Annotated in this window: 18 protein-coding genes and 1 pseudogene; 10 read left to right on the top strand and 9 right to left on the bottom strand. The window is 68.5% G+C overall.

The window, feature by feature from the left end:
- The first annotated feature begins 101 nt into the window (after nucleotides 1-101).
- The 3 genes and pseudogenes from QE397_RS07725 (at nucleotide 102) to QE397_RS07715 (ending at nucleotide 3,889) form a co-directional block, all read left to right on the top strand.
- Nucleotides 102-1,143, top strand: a pseudogene (locus QE397_RS07725) (alpha/beta hydrolase).
- Nucleotides 1,140-2,549, top strand: a complete 1,410-nt coding sequence (gene mtr / locus QE397_RS07720) for a mycothione reductase (RefSeq protein WP_307092674.1) — start codon at nucleotides 1,140-1,142, stop codon at nucleotides 2,547-2,549. The pseudogene QE397_RS07725 and the gene mtr overlap by 4 nt, the downstream one beginning before the upstream one ends.
- 104 nt (nucleotides 2,550-2,653) lie before the next feature.
- Entirely contained in the window at nucleotides 2,654-3,889 is a 1,236-nt protein-coding gene (locus QE397_RS07715) for a DUF222 domain-containing protein (RefSeq protein WP_307092672.1), read from the top strand.
- Between the two features lie 126 nt (nucleotides 3,890-4,015).
- Here the strand turns inward: QE397_RS07715 and QE397_RS07710 are convergent, their stop codons facing one another.
- Nucleotides 4,016-4,558, bottom strand: coding sequence for an alpha/beta hydrolase (locus tag QE397_RS07710; protein WP_307092670.1), 543 nt, complete (start codon nucleotides 4,556-4,558; stop codon nucleotides 4,016-4,018).
- Nucleotides 4,559-4,683: 125 nt separating this feature from the next.
- Between QE397_RS07710 and QE397_RS07705 the strand changes: the two genes are divergently transcribed.
- Genes QE397_RS07705 through QE397_RS07695 form a run of 3 tightly spaced genes read left to right on the top strand, consistent with a single transcriptional unit; the run spans nucleotide 4,684 to nucleotide 6,721 of the window.
- Nucleotides 4,684-5,079, top strand: coding sequence for a GntR family transcriptional regulator (locus QE397_RS07705; protein WP_197027756.1), 396 nt, complete (start codon nucleotides 4,684-4,686; stop codon nucleotides 5,077-5,079).
- Nucleotides 5,076-5,996, top strand: a complete 921-nt coding sequence (locus QE397_RS07700; RefSeq protein ID WP_307092667.1) for an ABC transporter ATP-binding protein — start codon at nucleotides 5,076-5,078, stop codon at nucleotides 5,994-5,996. The genes QE397_RS07705 and QE397_RS07700 overlap by 4 nt, the downstream gene beginning before the upstream one ends.
- Nucleotides 5,993-6,721 carry an ABC transporter permease gene (locus tag QE397_RS07695; protein WP_307092665.1) on the top strand — a complete coding sequence of 243 codons (729 nt, stop codon included), beginning with the start codon at nucleotides 5,993-5,995 and terminating at the stop codon, nucleotides 6,719-6,721. Before QE397_RS07700 ends, QE397_RS07695 begins: the two co-directional genes overlap by 4 nt.
- On the opposite strand, the gene QE397_RS07690 is transcribed toward QE397_RS07695, so the two are convergent.
- The 7 genes from QE397_RS07690 to dxr all read right to left on the bottom strand — a co-directional run bounded on the left by QE397_RS07690 (nucleotide 6,696) and on the right by dxr (nucleotide 15,528).
- Nucleotides 6,696-8,231, bottom strand: coding sequence for a cobyric acid synthase (locus tag QE397_RS07690; protein ID WP_307092664.1), 1,536 nt, complete (start codon nucleotides 8,229-8,231; stop codon nucleotides 6,696-6,698). The two genes, QE397_RS07695 and QE397_RS07690, sit on opposite strands and share 26 nt — an antisense overlap.
- On the bottom strand, nucleotides 8,228-9,085 hold the full coding sequence (map, locus tag QE397_RS07685; RefSeq protein ID WP_307092661.1) for a type I methionyl aminopeptidase: 858 nt from the start codon (nucleotides 9,083-9,085) through the stop codon (nucleotides 8,228-8,230). Before map ends, QE397_RS07690 begins: the two co-directional genes overlap by 4 nt.
- 29 nt (nucleotides 9,086-9,114) lie before the next feature.
- Nucleotides 9,115-10,923: a penicillin-binding transpeptidase domain-containing protein gene (locus QE397_RS07680; protein ID WP_307092659.1), complete on the bottom strand. Its 1,809-nt coding sequence runs from the start codon at nucleotides 10,921-10,923 to the stop codon at nucleotides 9,115-9,117.
- A 53-nt stretch (nucleotides 10,924-10,976) separates the two neighbouring features.
- On the bottom strand, nucleotides 10,977-11,810 hold the full coding sequence (locus tag QE397_RS07675) for a GNAT family N-acetyltransferase (protein ID WP_027505050.1): 834 nt from the start codon (nucleotides 11,808-11,810) through the stop codon (nucleotides 10,977-10,979).
- Nucleotides 11,811-11,898: 88 nt separating this feature from the next.
- On the bottom strand, nucleotides 11,899-13,062 hold the full coding sequence (ispG, locus tag QE397_RS07670; protein WP_204870455.1) for a flavodoxin-dependent (E)-4-hydroxy-3-methylbut-2-enyl-diphosphate synthase: 1,164 nt from the start codon (nucleotides 13,060-13,062) through the stop codon (nucleotides 11,899-11,901).
- 103 nt (nucleotides 13,063-13,165) lie between these two features.
- A complete protein-coding gene (locus QE397_RS07665; protein ID WP_027505048.1) occupies nucleotides 13,166-14,377 on the bottom strand; it encodes an RIP metalloprotease in 1,212 nt (403 codons plus the stop codon).
- An 8-nt stretch (nucleotides 14,378-14,385) separates the two neighbouring features.
- Nucleotides 14,386-15,528 carry a 1-deoxy-D-xylulose-5-phosphate reductoisomerase gene (gene dxr, locus QE397_RS07660; RefSeq protein ID WP_373425283.1) on the bottom strand — a complete coding sequence of 381 codons (1,143 nt, stop codon included), beginning with the start codon at nucleotides 15,526-15,528 and terminating at the stop codon, nucleotides 14,386-14,388.
- 107 nt (nucleotides 15,529-15,635) lie between these two features.
- Between dxr and QE397_RS07655 the strand changes: the two genes are divergently transcribed.
- Nucleotides 15,636-16,169 carry a DUF1990 family protein gene (locus QE397_RS07655; RefSeq protein ID WP_307092653.1) on the top strand — a complete coding sequence of 178 codons (534 nt, stop codon included), beginning with the start codon at nucleotides 15,636-15,638 and terminating at the stop codon, nucleotides 16,167-16,169.
- Nucleotides 16,170-16,269: 100 nt separating this feature from the next.
- On the top strand, nucleotides 16,270-16,548 hold the full coding sequence (locus QE397_RS07650; protein ID WP_037185298.1) for a DUF2631 domain-containing protein: 279 nt from the start codon (nucleotides 16,270-16,272) through the stop codon (nucleotides 16,546-16,548).
- Between the two features lie 4 nt (nucleotides 16,549-16,552).
- Here the strand turns inward: QE397_RS07650 and rlmN are convergent, their stop codons facing one another.
- Entirely contained in the window at nucleotides 16,553-17,665 is a 1,113-nt protein-coding gene (rlmN, locus tag QE397_RS07645) for a 23S rRNA (adenine(2503)-C(2))-methyltransferase RlmN (protein WP_307097421.1), read from the bottom strand.
- 91 nt (nucleotides 17,666-17,756) lie between these two features.
- Between rlmN and QE397_RS07640 the strand changes: the two genes are divergently transcribed.
- Complete coding sequence (locus QE397_RS07640) at nucleotides 17,757-18,149, top strand: lipopolysaccharide assembly LapA domain-containing protein (RefSeq protein WP_027505043.1); 393 nt, start codon at nucleotides 17,757-17,759, stop codon at nucleotides 18,147-18,149.
- A gap of 178 nt (nucleotides 18,150-18,327) precedes the next feature.
- Nucleotides 18,328-19,173: a CoA ester lyase gene (locus QE397_RS07635; protein WP_197027755.1), complete on the top strand. Its 846-nt coding sequence runs from the start codon at nucleotides 18,328-18,330 to the stop codon at nucleotides 19,171-19,173.
- The last annotated feature ends 1 nt before the right edge of the window (nucleotide 19,174 follow it).

Genomic DNA, 19,174 nt, shown 5'->3' with positions numbered 1-19,174 from the left:
CTGCTGTCCGCGGCGCCGTGCCGCGTCACCGCGACAGTCACCGTCTCTGTACCCGATTGTGCCCCTCGCCACCCCTGCGAAGCGGCCATTACTGTGTGAGTGTGACTACATGGGCGCCCGATGTACTCGGTGACGATTACGAGCAACTGACCATACCGCTCGGCTCCGACCCGGACGGCGAGGGCGAGGTGCGGGCCACTCTCGTGCGCCTGACGCGGTCCGTGACGGGTTCCGCGACGCTGAAGGGCGCAGTTCTCTACGTGCACGGTTTCACCGACTACTTCTTCCAGCGCCATCTGGCCGAGCACTTCGCCGATCTGGGACACGCGTTCTACGCACTCGATCTGCGCAAGTGCGGACGCTCCATCGGCGAGGGGCAATCGCCGCACTTCGTGTCCGACCTGGCGCTGTACGACGAGGAACTCGACCGGGCGCTTGCGATCGTGCGCGAGGAGACGGGCGCCGAGGTCCTGATGGCGGCGCACTCGACGGGCGGCCTCATCGTCCCGCTGTGGCTCGATCGTCTCGAACGCACCCGAGGGGGCGCCGCTGCCGCCGGCATCTCCGGTCTGGTGCTGAACAGTCCGTGGTTCGACCTCCAGGGCCCGCCTCTCGTGCGCAGTGTCGGAACCGTCGCGATCGGTGTCCTGGGCCGCGTCGCTCCCCTGCGCGCGCTGCCGGGTCAGGGTCTGGACACCTACGGCCTCTCCATCAGCTCGGGTGGCAACGGCGAGTGGGACTACGACCTGTCGTGGAAACCGTTGGCAGGCTTCCCCATCAAGCTCGGCTGGATCCGCGCGGTCCGTCGCGGCCACGCGGAACTGCACCGGGGGACTCGACATCGGCGTACCGTCCCTGATCCTGCGTTCCAAGGTCACCCGCTTCTCCAAGACGTACGTGCCGGACGTCGACGCCGCGGACGCCGTTCTCGACGTCCGACAGATCGCGCGGTGGGCGGGATGCCTGGGCAACCGCACGACGATCGTGCCGATCGAGGGCGCCCGCCACGACGTCTTCCTCTCCACACCCGAGCCGCTGGAACGCGCCTTCGCCGAGATGGACGACTGGCTGCGGCACCGCGGCAGCGGGTTGTCCGACGCGCCCTCGGGCGGCGACCACGCAGAACTGGCGACCGGATCGTGAGCGCCACGGCGGACACCGGGTCCGATGTCCAGCATTTCGACCTCGCGATCATCGGAACCGGTTCCGGCAACTCGATTCTCGACGAGCGCTTCGACGGGTTGACAGTCGCGATGTTCGAGGAGTCCATCTTCGGCGGCACCTGCATCAACGTGGGATGCATCCCGACGAAGATGTTCGTCTACGCGGCGGAGGTGGCCCGCGCTGTCACCACTGCGTCGAAGTACGGCATCGACGCCCACATCGACAAGGTGCGGTGGACCGACATCGTGGACCGCGTCTTCGGCCGGATCGACCCCATCGCGGACGGCGGGGAGAAGTACCGCCGCGAAGGTTCGCCCAACGTGACACTGTTCAGCAGCCACGCGCGCTTCGTCGGACCGCGCCGTATCGACACCGGTGACGGCCGTGTCGTCACCGCCGACAAGGTCGTCGTCGCGAGCGGCTCGCGTGCCACCGTCCCCGATTTCGTCCGCGACAGCGGCGTCACGTTCCACACCAACGACGACATCATGCGGCTGCCGTCCCTTCCGGAGCGGCTGATCGTGCTCGGGTCGGGCTACATCGCCGCCGAGTTCGCGCACGTGTTCTCGGCCCTCGGCTCGCACGTGACGGTCCTGGCACGCAAGGAGCGCCTCCTCCGCAAGTCGGATCTCGAGATCTCGCAGCAGTTCACCACGCTCGCGCAGGACAAGTGGGACGTCCGGCTCTCGGTCGATGCCACCGGTGTCCGTCAGGACGGCGACGACGTCGTGGTGTCCCTGTCGGACGGCACCGAGGTACGCGGGGACGCGCTGCTGGTGGCGATCGGTCGCGCTCCCAACGCCGATCAGCTCGGCGCCGACGAGGCGGGCATCGACCTGCACGACGACGGCCGCATCGCGGTCGACGAGTTCGGCCGCACGTCGGCCGAGGGCGTCTTCGCACTCGGCGACGTCTCGTCGCCGTACCAGCTCAAGCACGTCGCCAATGCCGAGGCGCGTGTGGTGCAGGAGAACGTCCTTCAGCCGTCGTGGGCCGACACGACGGGGTGGAAGCGCTTCGATCACCGCTACGTCCCCTCCGCGGTGTTCACCGATCCGATGATCGCCGAGGTGGGGCTCACCGAGCAGGAGGCTCGTGACCAGGGATACGACATCGCGGTCAAGGTCCAGAAGTACGCCGACGTCGCGTACGGCTGGGCGATGGAGGACGACGAGGGTCTCTGCAAGGTGATCGCCGACCGCGCGACCGGTCGACTGCTGGGCGCGCACATCATCGGTGAGCAGGCGCCGACCGTGATCCAACCGCTGATCCAGGCCCTCACGTTCGGGCAGTCCGTCCGCGACGTCGCACGGGGCCAGTACTGGATCCACCCGGCACTGCCCGAGGTGGTCGAGAACGCGCTCCTGGGTCTCGATCTCGACTGATCGGAGGCCCTCACGCCACGCTGATTCGTGTCGGTGGTGTCGGTTACTGTCTGTCCAGGTCGTCGGGGGGCGGTCTGATCGGGGCATCACCGGGGGGTGAATTCGTGGACGACACAGCGGTTTCGACAGATGAGTTGGTGTCGGCGAAGGTCGACGCTCAGGCCTCGTTCGCCCGGACCGTGTCGGCGTCGTGTGCGGTGGCGGAGTTCGCGGCGGCGTTGTCGGTGTCGACGCGCACGGTGACCGAGTGGCTGTTCCTGACCCGCACCGCGCATCCTGCGGTGGCGGAGGCGTTCGATGCGGGCCTGTTGGCGTATGCGGCGTTCCGGACGGTGTGCCGGTCGGTGGCCGGGGTTCCGAACGCCACCGAAGCGCTGCTGCAGCGTGTGATCGCTGCCGCGTCGAGGTGCACTCCCGGTGCGGTGGCAGCGGCGGTCGATCGGATTCTCGCGGAGTTCGACGCGGAATGGCACCGCATCGCTCGGGAGCGCGCGACGACGGAACGGTACGTCTCGGTCAGGAAGCTGCCGCGAGGTCAAGCCGAGCTGAAAGTTCGTGGCCCCGCAGAGCAGATCGCCGGGATGAAGCGGGCCATCGTCGAGGCGGCCCGAGGGGTGACCGATCCGAGTTCGCTGCCGGCGCGGTTGTTCGACGCTGCGCACGCGATCATCACCGGCACACCTCTGCCGTGCGACTGCGTTGACGAGAGTTGCGCCCACGCGCCGTCGCCGGCCGCACCGGCCCATCATGCCGTCATCGTCCTCGACGCCGCCACGGCGGCGGGGTTGGCAGGGGAACCCGGTCACCTCGTCGGCTGGGGTCCGGTTCCTGCGGACACTGCACGGAGGATCGCCGGGGATGCGACGTGGCAAGCACTCATCACCGCAACCGGCAGAACTGAACCGCGAGCGGGATGCAACTGCCTATGCCCGGAGCACGACCCACCCACCGTCCCCGACCCGCCTGTGCCGATCACGGGTCGGGAAGTCCGCCGCACCCGCCGCATGCCCGCAGGCTGGACACCGACCACGGGGAAGCTGGGCAGCACGACAGCCCGCAAAGCCAGGGAGCAGGTCGAGTATCTCCGCGCGCTCCCACCACCGGCAGTGGACCGAGCCGTCGAGAACCCCGACGGCCATGGGGGGTTCGCCGTACCCCCGGCCGGTGCGTTGACCTACCGGCCGTCCGAGGCGATCGCGTCGCTGGTGACAGCCCTGTATCCGACGTGCGTGCACCCGGGATGTGCTGTGCCCAGCGAGGACTGCGACCTCGACCACGTGGTTCCGTTCGATCATGCGGATCCGGTGTCCGGCGGATGGACGGTCGCCGCCAACCTTTAACCCCTGTGCCGCCGGCATCACGGGTTGAAGACACGGGGGCAGTGGCATTACCGGAAGCTTCACAACGGCATCGTCCACATCCGCGACTCGCAGGGGAATGACTACCTCACCGCGCCCGGCGAATGATCACCAGGCGCTGGTGCGCATCACGATCTCGGTGGCCAGTGCTGCGGCCGCGGCGTCCGGGGTCGACGAGTCGAGCGTGACGACGCGGTAGTCGCCGTAGACGTAGCGGCTCGTCGCGGACGCCTCCTCCGCGAAGGTCGGGTCCACGACCACCATCGTCGTACGCAATTCGACTGCCGGGCAACCGGAGTCGTCACGAACAGCCGGGTGACCCCGGTCGATGACGACCAGGCTCGACACGCGCCCGAACGTGCGGGCGGCGAGCGACCAGGCGCGGTCGGCGCCCTCTCCCCTGCCGACCAGATTGACCCACGGCAACCCGAGAGCATCGAGCAGCGCCACAAGATCGGTGTCGTTCGGACTCACGCCGGGCTCGAGCGTGACGGTGCGCAGATCCGATGTCGTCAGCCGCGCCGCCGTGTCGTCGAAGACGTCTGCGCCGTCGTCGTCGGCCGGGAGCAACAGCACCGCGTGGCCACTGTCCGGCCCATCGATTCGCACGGTCAGATCGCCGGAGGGCAGGGAGACGGTCTGCTGCTGCATGGGACCCGACGCTACCCGACCCTGCACGTTCGCAGCCCTTGCCACGACCGAGCCGAAGGTTGTACGGTTGATTACATGAGTAATGAACCAATGAGGCTGCGGCGCCTCCGGGCGCGGTGGTCCCGGTGATGGACGACGGCCGGCCGATCTTCCTGCAGATCGCCGAGATGATCGAGAACTCGATCATCGACGGTTCGCTCGCCGAGGAGAGCCAGGTTCCCTCGACCAACGAGCTGGCAGCCTTCCACCGCATCAACCCCGCCACCGCAGGCAAGGGCCTGAACCATCTGGTCACGGCCGGAATTCTCCACAAGAAGCGAGGAATCGGAATGTTCGTCACCTCGGGCGCACGAGATGCGCTCCGCTTCCGTCGGCGCGAGGGCTTCGCCGAGCAGTACGTCCGGCCGCTCGTGGCCGAGGCACGCAAACTCGGCCTCGGCACCGCCGAACTTCAGGACATGATCGACGCGCTCTCGCACGCGTCGACTGTCGATCCCATGACCACGGAGGTCCGGCGATGACCGCGGCAGTGGCGACGGTCCGTGGTGTCGTCAAGACCTTCGGCGACGTGGCCGCACTCCGGGACGTGACCTTCGAGTTGCAGGAGCATCGCATCCACGGACTGCTGGGGCGCAACGGTGCCGGCAAGACGACGATGATGCAGATCCTCACCGGTCAGGCGTGGCAGGACGCCGGCGACGTGGAAGTGTTCGGCGCCCGCCCATTCGAGAACGCGACCGTCCTGCGCGACGTCTGCTTCGTCAAGGAAAGCCAGAAGTACCCCGAGGACTTCACGGTCGGCCAGGTTCTCTCGTCCGCTGCGACAGTGATGCGTGACTGGGACGAGGACTTCGCCCGCCGGCTGACCGACGATTTCCAACTTCCTCGGAAGCGCAAGGTGAAGAAGCTCTCTCGCGGCATGACGTCGGCACTCGGCGTCGTCGTCGGACTGGCGTCCCGAGCACCGTTGACCTTGTTCGACGAGCCGTACCTCGGTCTCGACGCTGTGGCCCGGCAGATGTTCTACGACCACCTGCTCGCGGACTTCGCGGAACACCCGCGCACTGTCGTGCTGTCCACCCATCTCATCGACGAGGTCAGCGAGCTCGTCGACCGCGTCGTCGTCATCAGTGACGGCACCGTCGTGGTCGACGACGATGCGGAGAATCTTCGCGGACGCGCGGTCACCATCGGTGGGTCCACCGACGCCGTCGAGCGACTCGTCGCGGATCGCGCAGTGCTGCATCGTGAGTCATTCGGATCGATGGCCCGCACCACCGTCGTGGGCCCGCTCACCGAGGCAGACCTCGACCGGGTCGCTGCAGACGGGCTCGCCGTCGAACCCGTGTCGTTGCAACAGTTCGTCGTCCACTGCACCTCGCGCGGACGAGCCACGCTGCCCGCCGTGTCCGACACACGAGAGGACGTCCCGTCATGACCACCGCACTCGACACTCGGACAGCCCCCGCTCGTGACCGCATCGTCTCCGTGATGCGCGTCCACATCAACTACCGCACGCTCGCCTTCGCATGGCCACTCGGCATCCTGGCCGTCATCGTCGGCGTCACGTGGGCGGTGTTGTCCCTCGCTCCCGAAGGCAGTACCGAGATCAAGACGGGCGGGTCGCTGTTCGTCTTCTTCTTCGGCCTGGTGCTGTTCGCGCAGATGGTGACGCAGGTGTTCCCGTTCGTTCTGGGGCTGGGGGTCACGCGCCGCGAGTTCTTCCGCGGGACTCTGTGCGTCGCAGCGCCGCATGCTCTCGTGTTCGGAATCGGCATGTTCGTGCTGTCTGTCGTGGAGACGGCGACGAACGGCTTCGGGGTGGGAATGCAGATGTTCGCGCTCGCAACGCCGCTCGCCGGCAATGCTGTCACCGAGCTACTCTTCCTCCTTGCGGCGTTCCTGATGTGCAACCTCGTCGGCATGCTGGCCGGCGCCGTCTACCTGCGCTGGCGGGTCTCCGGTATCTGGACTGCCGTACTGGTCGAATCCGTCGTCATCGGCGCCGTGATCTTCGTCGTCACCTGGCAGGGGTGGTGGGGCACGATCACCGAGACCATCGCCGACGCACCACGACTGTCGACCATGGTGCTGCTGCCGCTTCTCGTCGCATCCGCGGCCGGTCTGGGAACACACGTCATCCTGCGGAGGACGACTGCGTGACGCGCAGCACGGGTAGGGCGGGAGCTCCCTCGGCGACGAGCGTGAGAAGCGCGTCGACGTCGAGGGAGCTCTCCATGAGGTCGGCCAACAGGTCCACCTGGGCGGTGCGCATCGCGTCGACATCGGTGTCCGGGGCCACCACGAAACCGGTGCGGCCGGCCTGCTCCGCCACCTCCGTGAGGAATGCCCGACGAAAGTCGTCGTTCTCCAGGAGGCCGTGCCAGTGGGTGCCGCGCACCCTTCCACGGACGCTCCCCTCCGGTTCGCCGTCGGTGCCCGTGAACCAGGGCTCGTCGCCGCTTCGGGTCACCCGGCCGTGGTGGATCTCGTAGCCGGTCACGGGGACCGCGCCGGCATGCCCGGTGACCCGGGAGAGCACCTTGTCCGCCGCGAATTCGATCTCGAGGTCCAGGAGGCCGAGCCCCTGCACCTGCCCGGCACTCGACTCGACGGCGTCGGTGATCGTTCTCCCCAGCATCTGGTAGCCGCCGCAGATCCCGAGGACCGGAGCACCGCGAGCCACCCGCCGTGCCAGCTCGTCCGCGATACCGGTGCGACGAAGCCAGTCCAGGTCCTGGACCGTGGCCTTGGAGCCGGGGAGCACCACCAGATCGGCATCTGCCAGTCGGGAGGCCTCGGTCGCCCAGTGCACCGTCACCCCCGGTTCGCACGCCAGGGCCTCGACGTCCGTGGAATTCGAGATGCGCGGTAACCGCACGGCGGCGACGCGGAGCCACTGCGATCCGATCGGAGGAGCGGGCCGGCCCAGCGGTGCGTCGGCCACGGTCCCGAGAGAGTCCTCGGCGTCGAGCCACAAGTCGTCGCTGAACGGAACGATGCCCAACGTCGGTCGGCCTGTGAGAGTCTCGAGGGTGTCGAGTCCCGGTTGCAGCAGCGCGGGATCGCCGCGGAACTTGTTCACGACGAACCCCGCGATCAGTGCCTGATCCGCCGCGTCGAGCACGGCCAGAGTGCCGAAGAAGTGGGCCAGCACTCCCCCGCGATCGATGTCGCCCACGACGATCACGGGAAGGCTCGCAGCGCGCGCCAGTCCCATGTTCGCCAGATCGGTGGCCCGCAGGTTGATCTCGGCGGGTGAGCCGGCGCCCTCGCAGATCACCACGTCGAAGTCGGCCCGCAGAGCGTCGAGTTCCTCCGCCACGACCGAGCGCAGATGCTGTCGGTGCGTCATGTAGTCGGCGGCGCCCACGGTGCCGGTGGCACGACCGCGAACAACCAGTTGCGACGTCCTGTCCCCGCCTGGCTTCAGCAGTATCGGATTGAACCGCACGCTGGGCTCGAGACCGCATGCCCGGGCCTGCAGTGCCTGCGCACGACCGATCTCCCCGCCGTCCAACGTGACGACGGAGTTGTTGGACATGTTCTGCGCCTTGAACGGCGCCACCCTCACACCGCGTCTAGCGAGGAGGCGGCACAACCCCGCCACGACGACACTCTTGCCCGCGTCCGAGGTGGTTCCCGCGACCAGAATGGCGCCGCGAAGGGTCAAGGGAGGGTGAGGATCTCGGCGCCCGTCTCCGTGACGACGAGAGTGTGCTCGAACTGGGCGGTCCAGGATCGGTCCCGCGTGACGACGGTCCAGCCGTCGTTCCACTGGTCCCAGTCGATGCCGCCGAGGGTGATCATCGGCTCGATGGTGAAGACCATCCCGGGCTCCAGCACCGTCTCGACGGTGGGCTCGTCGTAGTGCAGCACCACCAGGCCGTTGTGGAAGGTGGTGCCGATGCCGTGGCCGGTGAAGTCCCGGACGACGCCGTACCCGAAACGATCGGCGTACGCCTCGATGACCCGTCCGACGACGTTCAGAGCGCGACCCGGCTTGACCGCCTTGATCGCCCGCATGGTGGCCTCGTGGGTGCGCTCCACGAGCAGGCGCGCTTCCTCGCAGACGTCCCCGGCGAGGAAGGTGGCGTTCGTGTCACCGTGCACCCCGTCGATGTACGCCGTGACGTCGATGTTGACGATGTCGCCGTCCTGCACGACCGTCGAATCAGGGATGCCGTGGCAGATGACCTCGTTGAGCGAGGTGCAGCAGGACTTCGGAAATCCCTTGTAGCCCAACGTCGAAGGGTACGCGCCGTGGTCGACCATGTACTCGTGGGCGATACGGTCGAGTCGGTCCGTCGTGACGCCCGGCTCGACGGCCTTTCCGGCCTCCTGCAGTGCCTGCGCGGCGATGCGGCTCGCCAGACGCATCTTCTCGATGGTCTCCGGGGTCTGCACCCACGGCTCGTGGCCTTCGCGCGCAGTCTTCTTCCACGCGTACTCGGGACGCTCGACGGACTTGGGAACCTCGAGAACGGGTGAGACGGTGCCGGGTTCGAGAACGGTGCGGACGGACATGGCACCAGCGTAGTCGCCGCCGGTCGAGGTCAGTATCCGGCGGGCAACGCGGTGATCATGTCCCGCGTCACGGCGACGGCATTGTCCGAGCTGCCACCGCGCACGACCAGGGTCGCGAACGCGAGATCACCGCGGTATCCGACGAACCAGGCATGGGATCCGCCCTCGACCTCGGCCTCACCCGTCTTGCCGTACACCTCGCCCTGGTCGGCGATCCGGTCCGCGGTGCCGCTCGTGACCACCGAGCGCATCATCCCGCGGAGTCCGTCGACCATGGCCGGCTCGATCTGCGGGTGGTCACCGTCGATCGTGGTCTCCTCCCCCTGGATCAGCCGGGGAACGGGCGTCGATCCGTGTGCGACGGTCGCGGCGGCGAGAGCCATGCCGAACGTCGACACCAGCACCTTTCCCTGTCCGAACCCGTCCTCGGTGCGCTGCACCAATTCCTCTGCGGGCGGGACGGATCCCGACTCGGTGGGCAGACCCACGACGCCGTAGTCGGGCCCGACGCCGAACATGGCCGCCGCGTCGGTGAGAGCACTCGCGGACATCTCACTGGCGAGCTTCGCGAACGAGGTGTTGCACGAGCGCGTGAAGGCCGTGTTCATCGAGACGTCCCCGAGGGAGAACTCGTTGTAGTTGGGCACGCTGCGCTCGCCGATGACGATGCGGCCCGGGCACGGCACGGTGGTCTCGGGCGTCGCGAGTCCCTCCTCGATCGCCGCACCCGCCGTGATGATCTTGAAGGTGGAGCCCGGTGGGTAGAGGCCGGTCGAGGCCACGGGACCGTCCCGATCCGCCGCCGGGTTCTGCGCCACCGCGAGGATGTCGCCTGTCGACGGCTGTATCACCACCATCATCGCCTGGTCCCGTGACACGTTCACGGCGTTCTGTGCGGCCACCTGCACCGGACGGTCGAGGCTGATACTGATCGACGGAACCGGCTGCGGCGCCGTCTCGGTCAACACGCCGGTGTCCGCGCCGTTGGTGTTGACCGCCACGACGCTCCAGCCCGCGGCACCGTCGACGCGGTCCATCACGGTCTTCTTCACCTGGCTCACCAGGTCGGGGGCGAACGTGCGATCGGTGGAGACCAGGTCGGACTGCTCCGTCACCGACACCCCGGACAACGCGAGCAGACCGGGCGCGACGGCGTCGTAGTCCTCGTCCCGGAGGGTCATCAGGCGGTACGAGCCCTGCGTCGCGGTTGCCGACTCCACGATGGACTGCGCCGTGATCGACGCGTCGAAGGGCTTCAGGATGCGTTCGAGGGTGCGCGCCGTGCCCACCACATCGGTCGACTCGGCGGCGTCGAAGGACACCCCCTGGACCACCCCGGGCACCAGGACGTCCGACCCCGCGTGCTCGTTGACCCGCGCGCGCGGCGCCGACGTGGACCGCAGCACCATCGACTGGGTGTCCCCGAGCTTGGGGTGCAGATCGGTCGAGTTCCACCGGACCACCCAGGCCCCGTCGCGTCGGCCCATCTGCAGAGCCCCGTCGTAGGTCCAGGTGCGGTCCTTCGGAAGGTGCCACGTGTAGGTGTAGTCGACGGTCGCGGTGTCGCCGTTCACGCTCACCGCGCCGGTCGCCGCGTCGAGCGACTCGGCCTGCAGGCCGTCCCACGCCTGATCGACGGCGGCGGTCGCGAGGTCCGGCCGATCCGTGGCCTGCGCCGCGGCGGCACTGTCACGCTCGGCCAGCGCGGAGACGAACGAATCGGCCGCGGACTCGGGGCCCTGCGGTTTCGGGGTGCACGCCGAGGCCGCCACCGCGGTGATCGCCGCGACGAGCACGATCAGGACGCGGGTGGCACGGCCGTGTTCACGAGAGGTCATCGATCCTCATCGTAGGGCGACGGGACGCCCGCGGCCCTCACCCTGACAGCGTGTCAGTCGAGCAGAACTGTGGAGAAGGTGGCAACGCGCTCGAACCCGACACGCTCGTAGGCACGGCGGGCGGGCACGTTGAAGCTGTTGACGTACAGGCTGGCCGTGCGGCCGCTGTCGACCACCGCGGCCGCCACGGATGCGGTTCCCGCGGTGCCGAGCCCGCGCCCGCGGTAGAGCGGGTGCACCCACACGCCCTGGATCTGACCGACCGAGGTGGACAGCGATCCGACCTCGGCCTTGAAGACGACGCGGCCCTCCTCGAACCTCGCCCAGGCGCGACCCGCCGCGATCAACGAGGCGATGCGCCGCCGATAGCCGCGTCCGCCGTCGCCCGCGCGCGGATCGACGCCCACCTCCTCGATGAACATCGCCACGGCAGCGGTGAGGTACACGTCCAGCTCGTCGACGGTGACGCGTCGGACGTAGGGGTCCACGGCGGTGGGCGCGCTCGTCAACGCCAGCAGTGGCTGCTCGGCACGCACCTCACGCGGGGTCCCCCAGTCCGCGGCGAGCATGTCCCACAACGGCAGCGTCAGTTCGGCTCGCCCCACCAGCGACGAGCAGACGCGGGGAGAGCGCAACGCGCGCTCGGCGAAACTCCGGAGATCGTCGTAGGTACCGAACAACGGCACGAGATTGGCTCCCGAGAAACACAGGGACGATGCCGGACCTCCGCGTGACCACAGTTCACCGTGGTTGTCGCGGGGCTCCACGCCCGATTCCTCGACACGTGCCAGCACCATGCACGATGCGACGGGATCACTGCGCAACACACGGACGACCTCGTTCGTGTCGCGGCTCGTCAGCGCCTTAGCGCCGAGCAGCTTGAGCATCCCGCCACCTCCGTGACCACCGATCCACACCGAGCACACCCGTTGTCATGGTGACACTGCCAGGAAATGTCGCCGCAGACGAGGAGAATCAGCTGACCGACACGACGGGCGATCCGCCGGCGGCTTCCTGGTCGGACTCGTACGACTCGGCGATACGCATCGCCTCCTCGATCAGGGTCTCCACGATCATCGCCTCGGGCACCGTCTTGATGACCTCGCCCTTGACGAAGATCTGTCCCTTGCCGTTTCCGGACGCCACACCGAGATCGGCGTCGCGTGCCTCACCGGGACCGTTGACGACGCAACCCATGACGGCGACGCGGAGCGGGATCTCCATGCCCTCGAGTCCGGCCGTCACCTGGTCGGCGAGGGTGTAGACGTCGACCTGTGCGCGTCCGCAGGACGGGCAGGAGACGATCTCGAGCTTGCGGGGACGGAGGTTGAGGGACTGCAGGATCTGCGTCCCCACCTTGATCTCCTCGTTGGGCGGCGCGGACAACGAGACGCGGATCGTGTCGCCGATGCCGTCGGCCAGCAGCGACCCGAAGGCGACGGCGGACTTGATGGTGCCCTGGAACGCCGGCCCGGCCTCGGTCACGCCGAGGTGCAGCGGGTAGTCGCACTTGGCGGCGAGCTGACGGTAGGCCTCGACCATGACGACCGGGTCGTTGTGCTTGACCGAGATCTTGATGTCGCCGAAACCGTGTTCCTCGAAGAGGCCGGCCTCCCACAGCGCCGACTCCACCAGCGCCTCGGGCGTGGCCTTGCCGTACTTCTGCATCAGGCGCGGATCGAGGGATCCTGCGTTGACTCCGATACGGATGGGGATGCCCGCGTCACCGGCCGCCTTCGCGACCTCCTTGACGCGGCCGTCGAACTCCTTGATGTTGCCGGGGTTCACGCGCACGGCGGCGCACCCGGCATCGATGGCCGCGAAGATGTACCGCGGCTGGAAGTGGATGTCCGCGATGACAGGGATCTGCGACTTGCGCGCAATGGTCGCCAGGGCGTCCGCATCCTCCTGACGCGGGCACGCGACGCGGACGATGTCGCATCCCGCGGCGGTGAGTTCGGCGATCTGCTGCAGGGTGGAGTTGATGTCGTGAGTCTTGGTGGTGCACATCGACTGCACCGAGATCGGCGAGTCGCTGCCGACACCGACGCTGCCCACCTGAAGCTGACGAGTCTTCCGTCGCGGTGTGAGCACCGGTACGGGTCCGGCCGGCATGCCCAGTCCAACGGTCACTTCGATCCTTTCGAGCTTCTGACGGCATCTGGTGCCGACTGACTCTCCCCACTGTAGTCGCGCCGGGAGGACCGCCGTGTGTTCGCGCCGTCACGCCGGACCTGCGCTTCTAGCGGAAGATCTGAATGGGGTTCACGATGTCGGCGGTGAGGGTCAGGAGCATGAACGCGCCGCCGATGAGAATGACGACGTACGTCACCGGCATCAGCTTGAGGTAGTTCACGGGCGCACCCTTGCCCAGCCCCCGCAGCGAGCGGATCTTGTTCCGGATGCCCTCGTAGACGGTCACCGCGATGTGACCGCCGTCGAGCGGGAGCAACGGGAGCAGGTTGAAGGCACCGAGGAAGAAGTTGAGGGTCGCCAACAGCGTGACGAAGACCTCCCACAGGCCGCGTTCCGCCGCCTGACCGCCGATGACGCTGGCACCGACCACGCTGATGGGAGTGTTCGGATCCCGCTCACCACCGGTGATCGACGTCCACAGTGCCCCCACCTTGCTGGGGAGATCGACGATGGCCTGCACCGTCTGCCCCGCGATGAACACCGTGTAGGAGGCCGATCCGCCGATGGCGGACACCGCGTCGTAGTCGAGGGTGAGTGGGGTGCGGGCGACGCCGATGGCGCCGACCGTGCGCAGCTCCGTGGCGTCGGGTGCGCCGTTCTCGACGGCGAAGAGACGGTCCGTCTCCTGCACGTCGACGGGCACGGTGAGGGTCTCACCGGCCCGCTCGACCGTGACGGACACCGATCCACGCTCGTCCTGGATCACCGCGACGACGTCGCCGAACGTGGGCGTCGACTCACCGTTCACGGCGGTGATGACGTCACCGTCCCGGATGCCCGCGGCACCCGCGGGACCGGGACCCGAGCAGGGCGCCATGTCGCCCTCGACGTTCTGCGGGGCCACGCACTGGGTCCCCGCCACGGTGGCCGTCGTGTCGCGATTGGGCAGACCCCAGCCGAGGGCGAGGGTGTACACCAGCACGAATGCCAGCACGAAGTTCATCGCGATCCCGCCGAACATCACGGCGAGGCGCTTCCAGGTCTTCTGCTTGTACATCGCGCGCTCGACCTCGTCGGGAGCGAGCTCGTCCACCGCCGTCATGCCCGCGATGTCGCAGAAGCCACCGGCCGGGATCGCCTTGAGTCCGTACTCGGTCTCGCCGCGACGCCAGGAGAAGATCTTGGGCCCGAACCCGATGTAGTAGCGGCGCACCTTCATGCCGGTGGCCTTGGCCACCCACATGTGCCCGCACTCGTGGAGCGCGATCGAGATGCCGATGCAGATCGCGAAGGCGATCACACCGAGAACGAACACCATCTTCTCGTTCAGCCTTTCGATCGTGCGGCGGCGAGTGTGCGGGCGGTGCCCCGAGCCCACGTGTCCGCTGCGAGAACGTCGTCCACCGTAGACGGTTCCGCGGACCAGTCGCCGCGTCCGGCGTCGACCACGTCGGACACGACGTCCACGATCTGCGGGAACGACAGGCGCCCGTCGAGGAACGCCTCGGCGGCGATCTCGTTCGCCGCGTTGTAGACCGCCGTCATGCAGCCGCCCAGCGCGCCGGCGGTGCGCGCGAGCTCGACCGCGGGGAACACCTCGTCGTCGAGTGGTTCGAAGTCCCACGTGTGGGCTCGGGTGAAGTCCAGGGCCGTCGCGGCGCCGGCGATGCGATCAGGCCATCCGAGTGTCAGCGCGATCGGCAGCTTCATGTCCGGCGGGCTGGCCTGAGCGAGCGTCGATCCGTCGGTGAACGTGACCATCGAGTGGACGATGGACTGCGGATGCACGGTGACGTCGATGCGGTCGTACGGAATGCCGAACAGCAGATGCGCCTCGATCACCTCGAGGCCCTTGTTCACCAGGGTGGCCGAGTTCAACGTGTTCATCGGACCCATCGACCAGGTGGGGTGCTTGCCGGCCTGCTCCGGCGTCACGGACTCGAGGCCCTCGCGATCCCAGCCGCGGAACGGCCCACCGGACGCCGTGACCACCAGTCGGGCCACCTCGTCGGCGCGACCGCCGCGCAGGCACTGGGCGAGAGCCGAGTGCTCGGAGTCGACGGGAACGATCTGGCCCGGAGCCGCCGCGGACGTGACCAGCGAGCCGCCCGCCACGAGAGACTCCTTGTTCGCCAACGCCAGTCGAGCTCCCGATTCCAGCGCAGCGAGCGTCGGCGGCAGACCGAGAGACCCGACGAGCGCGTTGAGGACCACGTCGGCCTGCACCTCGCGGACCAACGACGTCGCCGCGTCGGCCCCCGAGCGCAGCCCCGGCGTGTCCACGGTCCGCGCAGCGTCGACGTCGGCCACCGCCACGTCGCGGACACCGGTCTCGGCGATCTGTCGACGCAACAGATCGACGTTGCCGCCGCCGGCGGCCAACCCGACCACAGTGAAACGGTCCGGTCGAGCCGCCATCACCTCGAGCGCCTGGGTGCCGATGGACCCCGTACTGCCGAGCACCAGCACCCGCACGGGTCCGTCGGTCCCACGTGCCTTCTGTTCCGTCACCTGGACAGTGTGGACGACCTCACTGAGAGCACGGTGAGCGGGCAACTGCGGCTCACCGTGTGAGGATGGACCGCGTGCCCCTGCTCCCGTCCGCCGATCCGGACTCGTACTTCTCGACGCCCCTCACGTACGCCGAGATCGGAGGGACCGCGCACGAGTCGATGCCGGCGGGTTACCACCACGTCGACGTAGAAAAGCGCATCGGGACCGGCCTCGAACTCTTCGAGCGGGCCGGACGCCGCATCGTCGAGTGGGACATGCATCGCGGCGCCGGGCTGCGGGTGCGGTCGAGCGCGGCGTCGGCGACCGTCGACACCGTGGTGGTCCTGCTACTCGGTCCGGTCCGCATCCCGTGCCGGGTAGTCGAGGTGATCGACGAGTCGCACCACCGGGGCTTCGCGTACGGCACGCTGCCGGGTCACCCCGAGTCGGGTGAGGAGCGCTTCACCGTTCGACACGATCCGGTCACCGACGCCGTGACCGCCCACATCCGCGCCTTCTCGCGGCCCGGCAACAGGGTCGTCGCACTGGGCGGGCCCCTCAACAGGGCGACCCAGCGCATCGCGACCGGACGCTACATCGCGGCCCTCACCGCCTGACACGTCGTGGCGACTGCCCCTACGACGGCCGGTCGTACAGCGCGCTAGGATTCAGCCCACCAGGGACCACCTGCATCACAGACTTTCAGGAGGATCGGCCGTGACCGACATCAGCCGCAACCAGGCTTCGGACGTCGAGCGCGTTCCCACGACCAAGGTCAGCACCGCCGAGGTGCCGTCCGCGGAGTGGGGGTGGAGCGGCGAAGGCCCCCGTACCTCGCGCATCGCGGGCTGGGTCACCGTCGCGATCCTGCTGGTCATGATCATCGGTAACCACACGGGCCGGGTCGAGGACATCTGGCTCGTCGGCTTCGCCGTGGCCATCGCAGGCCTGCTGGTCCGCGACATCCTGCTCCGCCGCAAGCCGCGCCGCTCCTGACGGCTCAGTTCTCGGCGGCCAGCTGCCCGCAGGCCGCCGCGATCTCCTGACCCCGCGTGTCACGCACGGTGCACGAGACTCCGTGCGCACGGACGCGTCGCACGAATTCCTGCTCCACCGGCTTCGGACTGGCGTCCCACTCGCTGCCGGGCGTGGGGTTGAGCGGGATCAGGTTCACGTGGACCAACGCCCCCAGGGCGCGCTTGAGCTTCTTGGCCAGCATGTCCGCTCGCCACGGCTGATCGTTGATGTCGCGGATCAGTGCGTACTCGATGGAGACCCGTCGCCCCGTGGTGTCGGCGTAGTAGCGCGCCGCAGCGAGGACCTCGGCGATGGGCCAGCGGTTGTTGACGGGGACGAGCGTGTCGCGCAGTTCGTCGTCCGGGCAGTGCAGCGACACGGCCAGCGTCACCGTCAGACCCTCGTCGGCCAGCTTGCGGATCGCGGGCGCGAGCCCGACGGTGGACACCGTCACCGAGCGCTGTGACAGGCCGAGGCCCTCCGGCGCGGGCGAGACGATCCGTTTGACCGCCGCGACGACGCGCTTGTAGTTCGCGAGCGGCTCCCCCATCCCCATGAAGACGACGTTGGACAGTCGCCCCTCGCCGCCCTCGACCGCACCGTCGCGGAGATCCGCCGCAGCGCTCCGCACCTGGTCGACGATCTCGGCCGTGGAGAGGTTGCGTTGCAGCCCGGCCTGGCCGGTGGCGCAGAACGGGCAGGCCATGCCACACCCGGCCTGGCTCGAGATGCACAGCGTCGCGCGATCCGGGTACCGCATGAGAACCGACTCGAGCAGTGTGCCGTCGGCGGCCTTCCACAGCGTCTTGCGCGTGTCCCCGCCGTCGCAGGCGATGTGCTTGACGGGCGTGAGCAACGTGGGGAACAGCGCGTCCCCGACCTTCTCGCGGACCGACGCCGGAAGATCGGTCATCTTCGCCGGGTCCGCCTCCAGCCGGGAGTAGTACTGCCGCGCCAGCTGGTCGGCGCGGAACGCCGGCAGGCCCAGCTCGGCGACGGCCGCTCGACGCTGGTCCGCGTCGAGGTCGGCGAGGTGCTTCGCGGGCATGCCGCGACGGGGAGCGTCGAACACGAGAGGGAGAGCGATGGGTGCCATAGTGAGCACCATTCTCTCACTGTTCGGCGACACTGTCGGGCACGGTCGGGGCAGACGTGCATTCGCCACCTCCGTACAGCATGATCTGTACATGGCCCGCTCATCGCACGACGCATCCGATCCGAACGCCCTGACCGGCACGGACGCCCCTCTGGACACCTCCTCCACCGCCGCGGGTCTCCCCGTCGAGCAGACCGGGCCCACGGACACCCGCCTGGCGCAGGGAAAGACGCCCGACGGCGTCAAGCACACCCGTGCGGCGGCGCTCTACACCGGTCTCGTGGTGGGCGCGATCATCCTGGTCGTCCTGATGGTGTTCATCATCCAGAACCTCGACAGCGTCCCGATTCACCTGTTCGGCTGGACCTTCGACCTGCCCATCGGCATCGGCATGCTCCTCGCCGCGGTCGCCGGTGCGCTCGTCATGGCCACCGCGGGTGGAGTGCGCATCCTGCAGGTCCGCCGGGCCGCCAAGCGCAAGTAGTTTCTCGGCCGCCGTCGTGAGCGATCTCACGTCGCGGCCGTCGGTGTTCCGTCGCGCACGTGAACACTATTGACACAACCTTCACGTGTGGTGGTCTGCCGTGCACAGTGGTAGTCGAACGGTACGAGTCGCAGCTCGACGCGACCCACGAGCGACACACCGAGCGAGGACTGCACACGTGACGACCTTCCTGGAGAACCCCGTGCTATCTGGAGTGGCCGCCGACAAGGCGCGCTCGTGGCTTCTCGTTCCTGCGAGCAAGCCGGAACTCTTCACCCCGGCCGCGGAGTCCGCCGTCGACGCCGTGATCCTGGACATCGAGGACGCCGTCGCACCGGGCGCGAAGCCCGCCGCACGCGATGCCGTCGTGTCCTGGCTCCGTGCCGGCGGCCGCGCCTGGGTACGCATCAACGACGCCACCACGCCGTACTGGGCCGACGATCTCGACGCGCTGCGCGGCATCGACACCCTCGAGGGCGTCATGCTCGCCAAGACCGAGAGCGGAAGCCAGGTCGAGGCCACCGCCGACCGATTGGGTCACGGTTGCCGGATCGTGGCGCTGGTGGAGTCGGCCATGGGTCTCGAGGCTGCCCCCGAGATCGCGCGCGCCGAGGCCACCTTCCGCCTGGCGTTCGGCAGCGGCGACTTCCGGCGCGACACCGGCATGAGCGACGACCCGATGGCGATGGCCTACCCGCGCGCCCGGCTCGTCGTGTCGAGCCGCGCCGCCCGGCTTCCCGGCCCCATCGACGGCCCCACCCTCGCCGTCAACGACAGCATGCTGAGCCGCGACAGCCAGCTCACCGTCTCCATGGGCATGACCGGCAAGCTGTGCATGCACTCCGATCAGGGCCCCATCGTCAACCGCGAACTCGCACCCAGCGCTGCCGATGTGGCGTGGGCTCGGGACGTCATCGCCCAGCTCGGTGAGGACGGCTCCGGCGTGCGCGACGGCAGCGATCTCCCCCGCCTGGCCAAGGCGAAGAAGATCACCGCTCAGGCCGCGGTCTTCTCGATCGGCTGAC

Source organism: Rhodococcus sp. SORGH_AS_0301 (assembly GCF_030818285.1).
Lineage (GTDB): Bacteria > Actinomycetota > Actinomycetes > Mycobacteriales > Mycobacteriaceae > Rhodococcoides.
The sequence above is the reverse complement of the archived record's forward strand: the minus strand, read 5'-3'. Positions and strand labels throughout refer to the sequence as shown.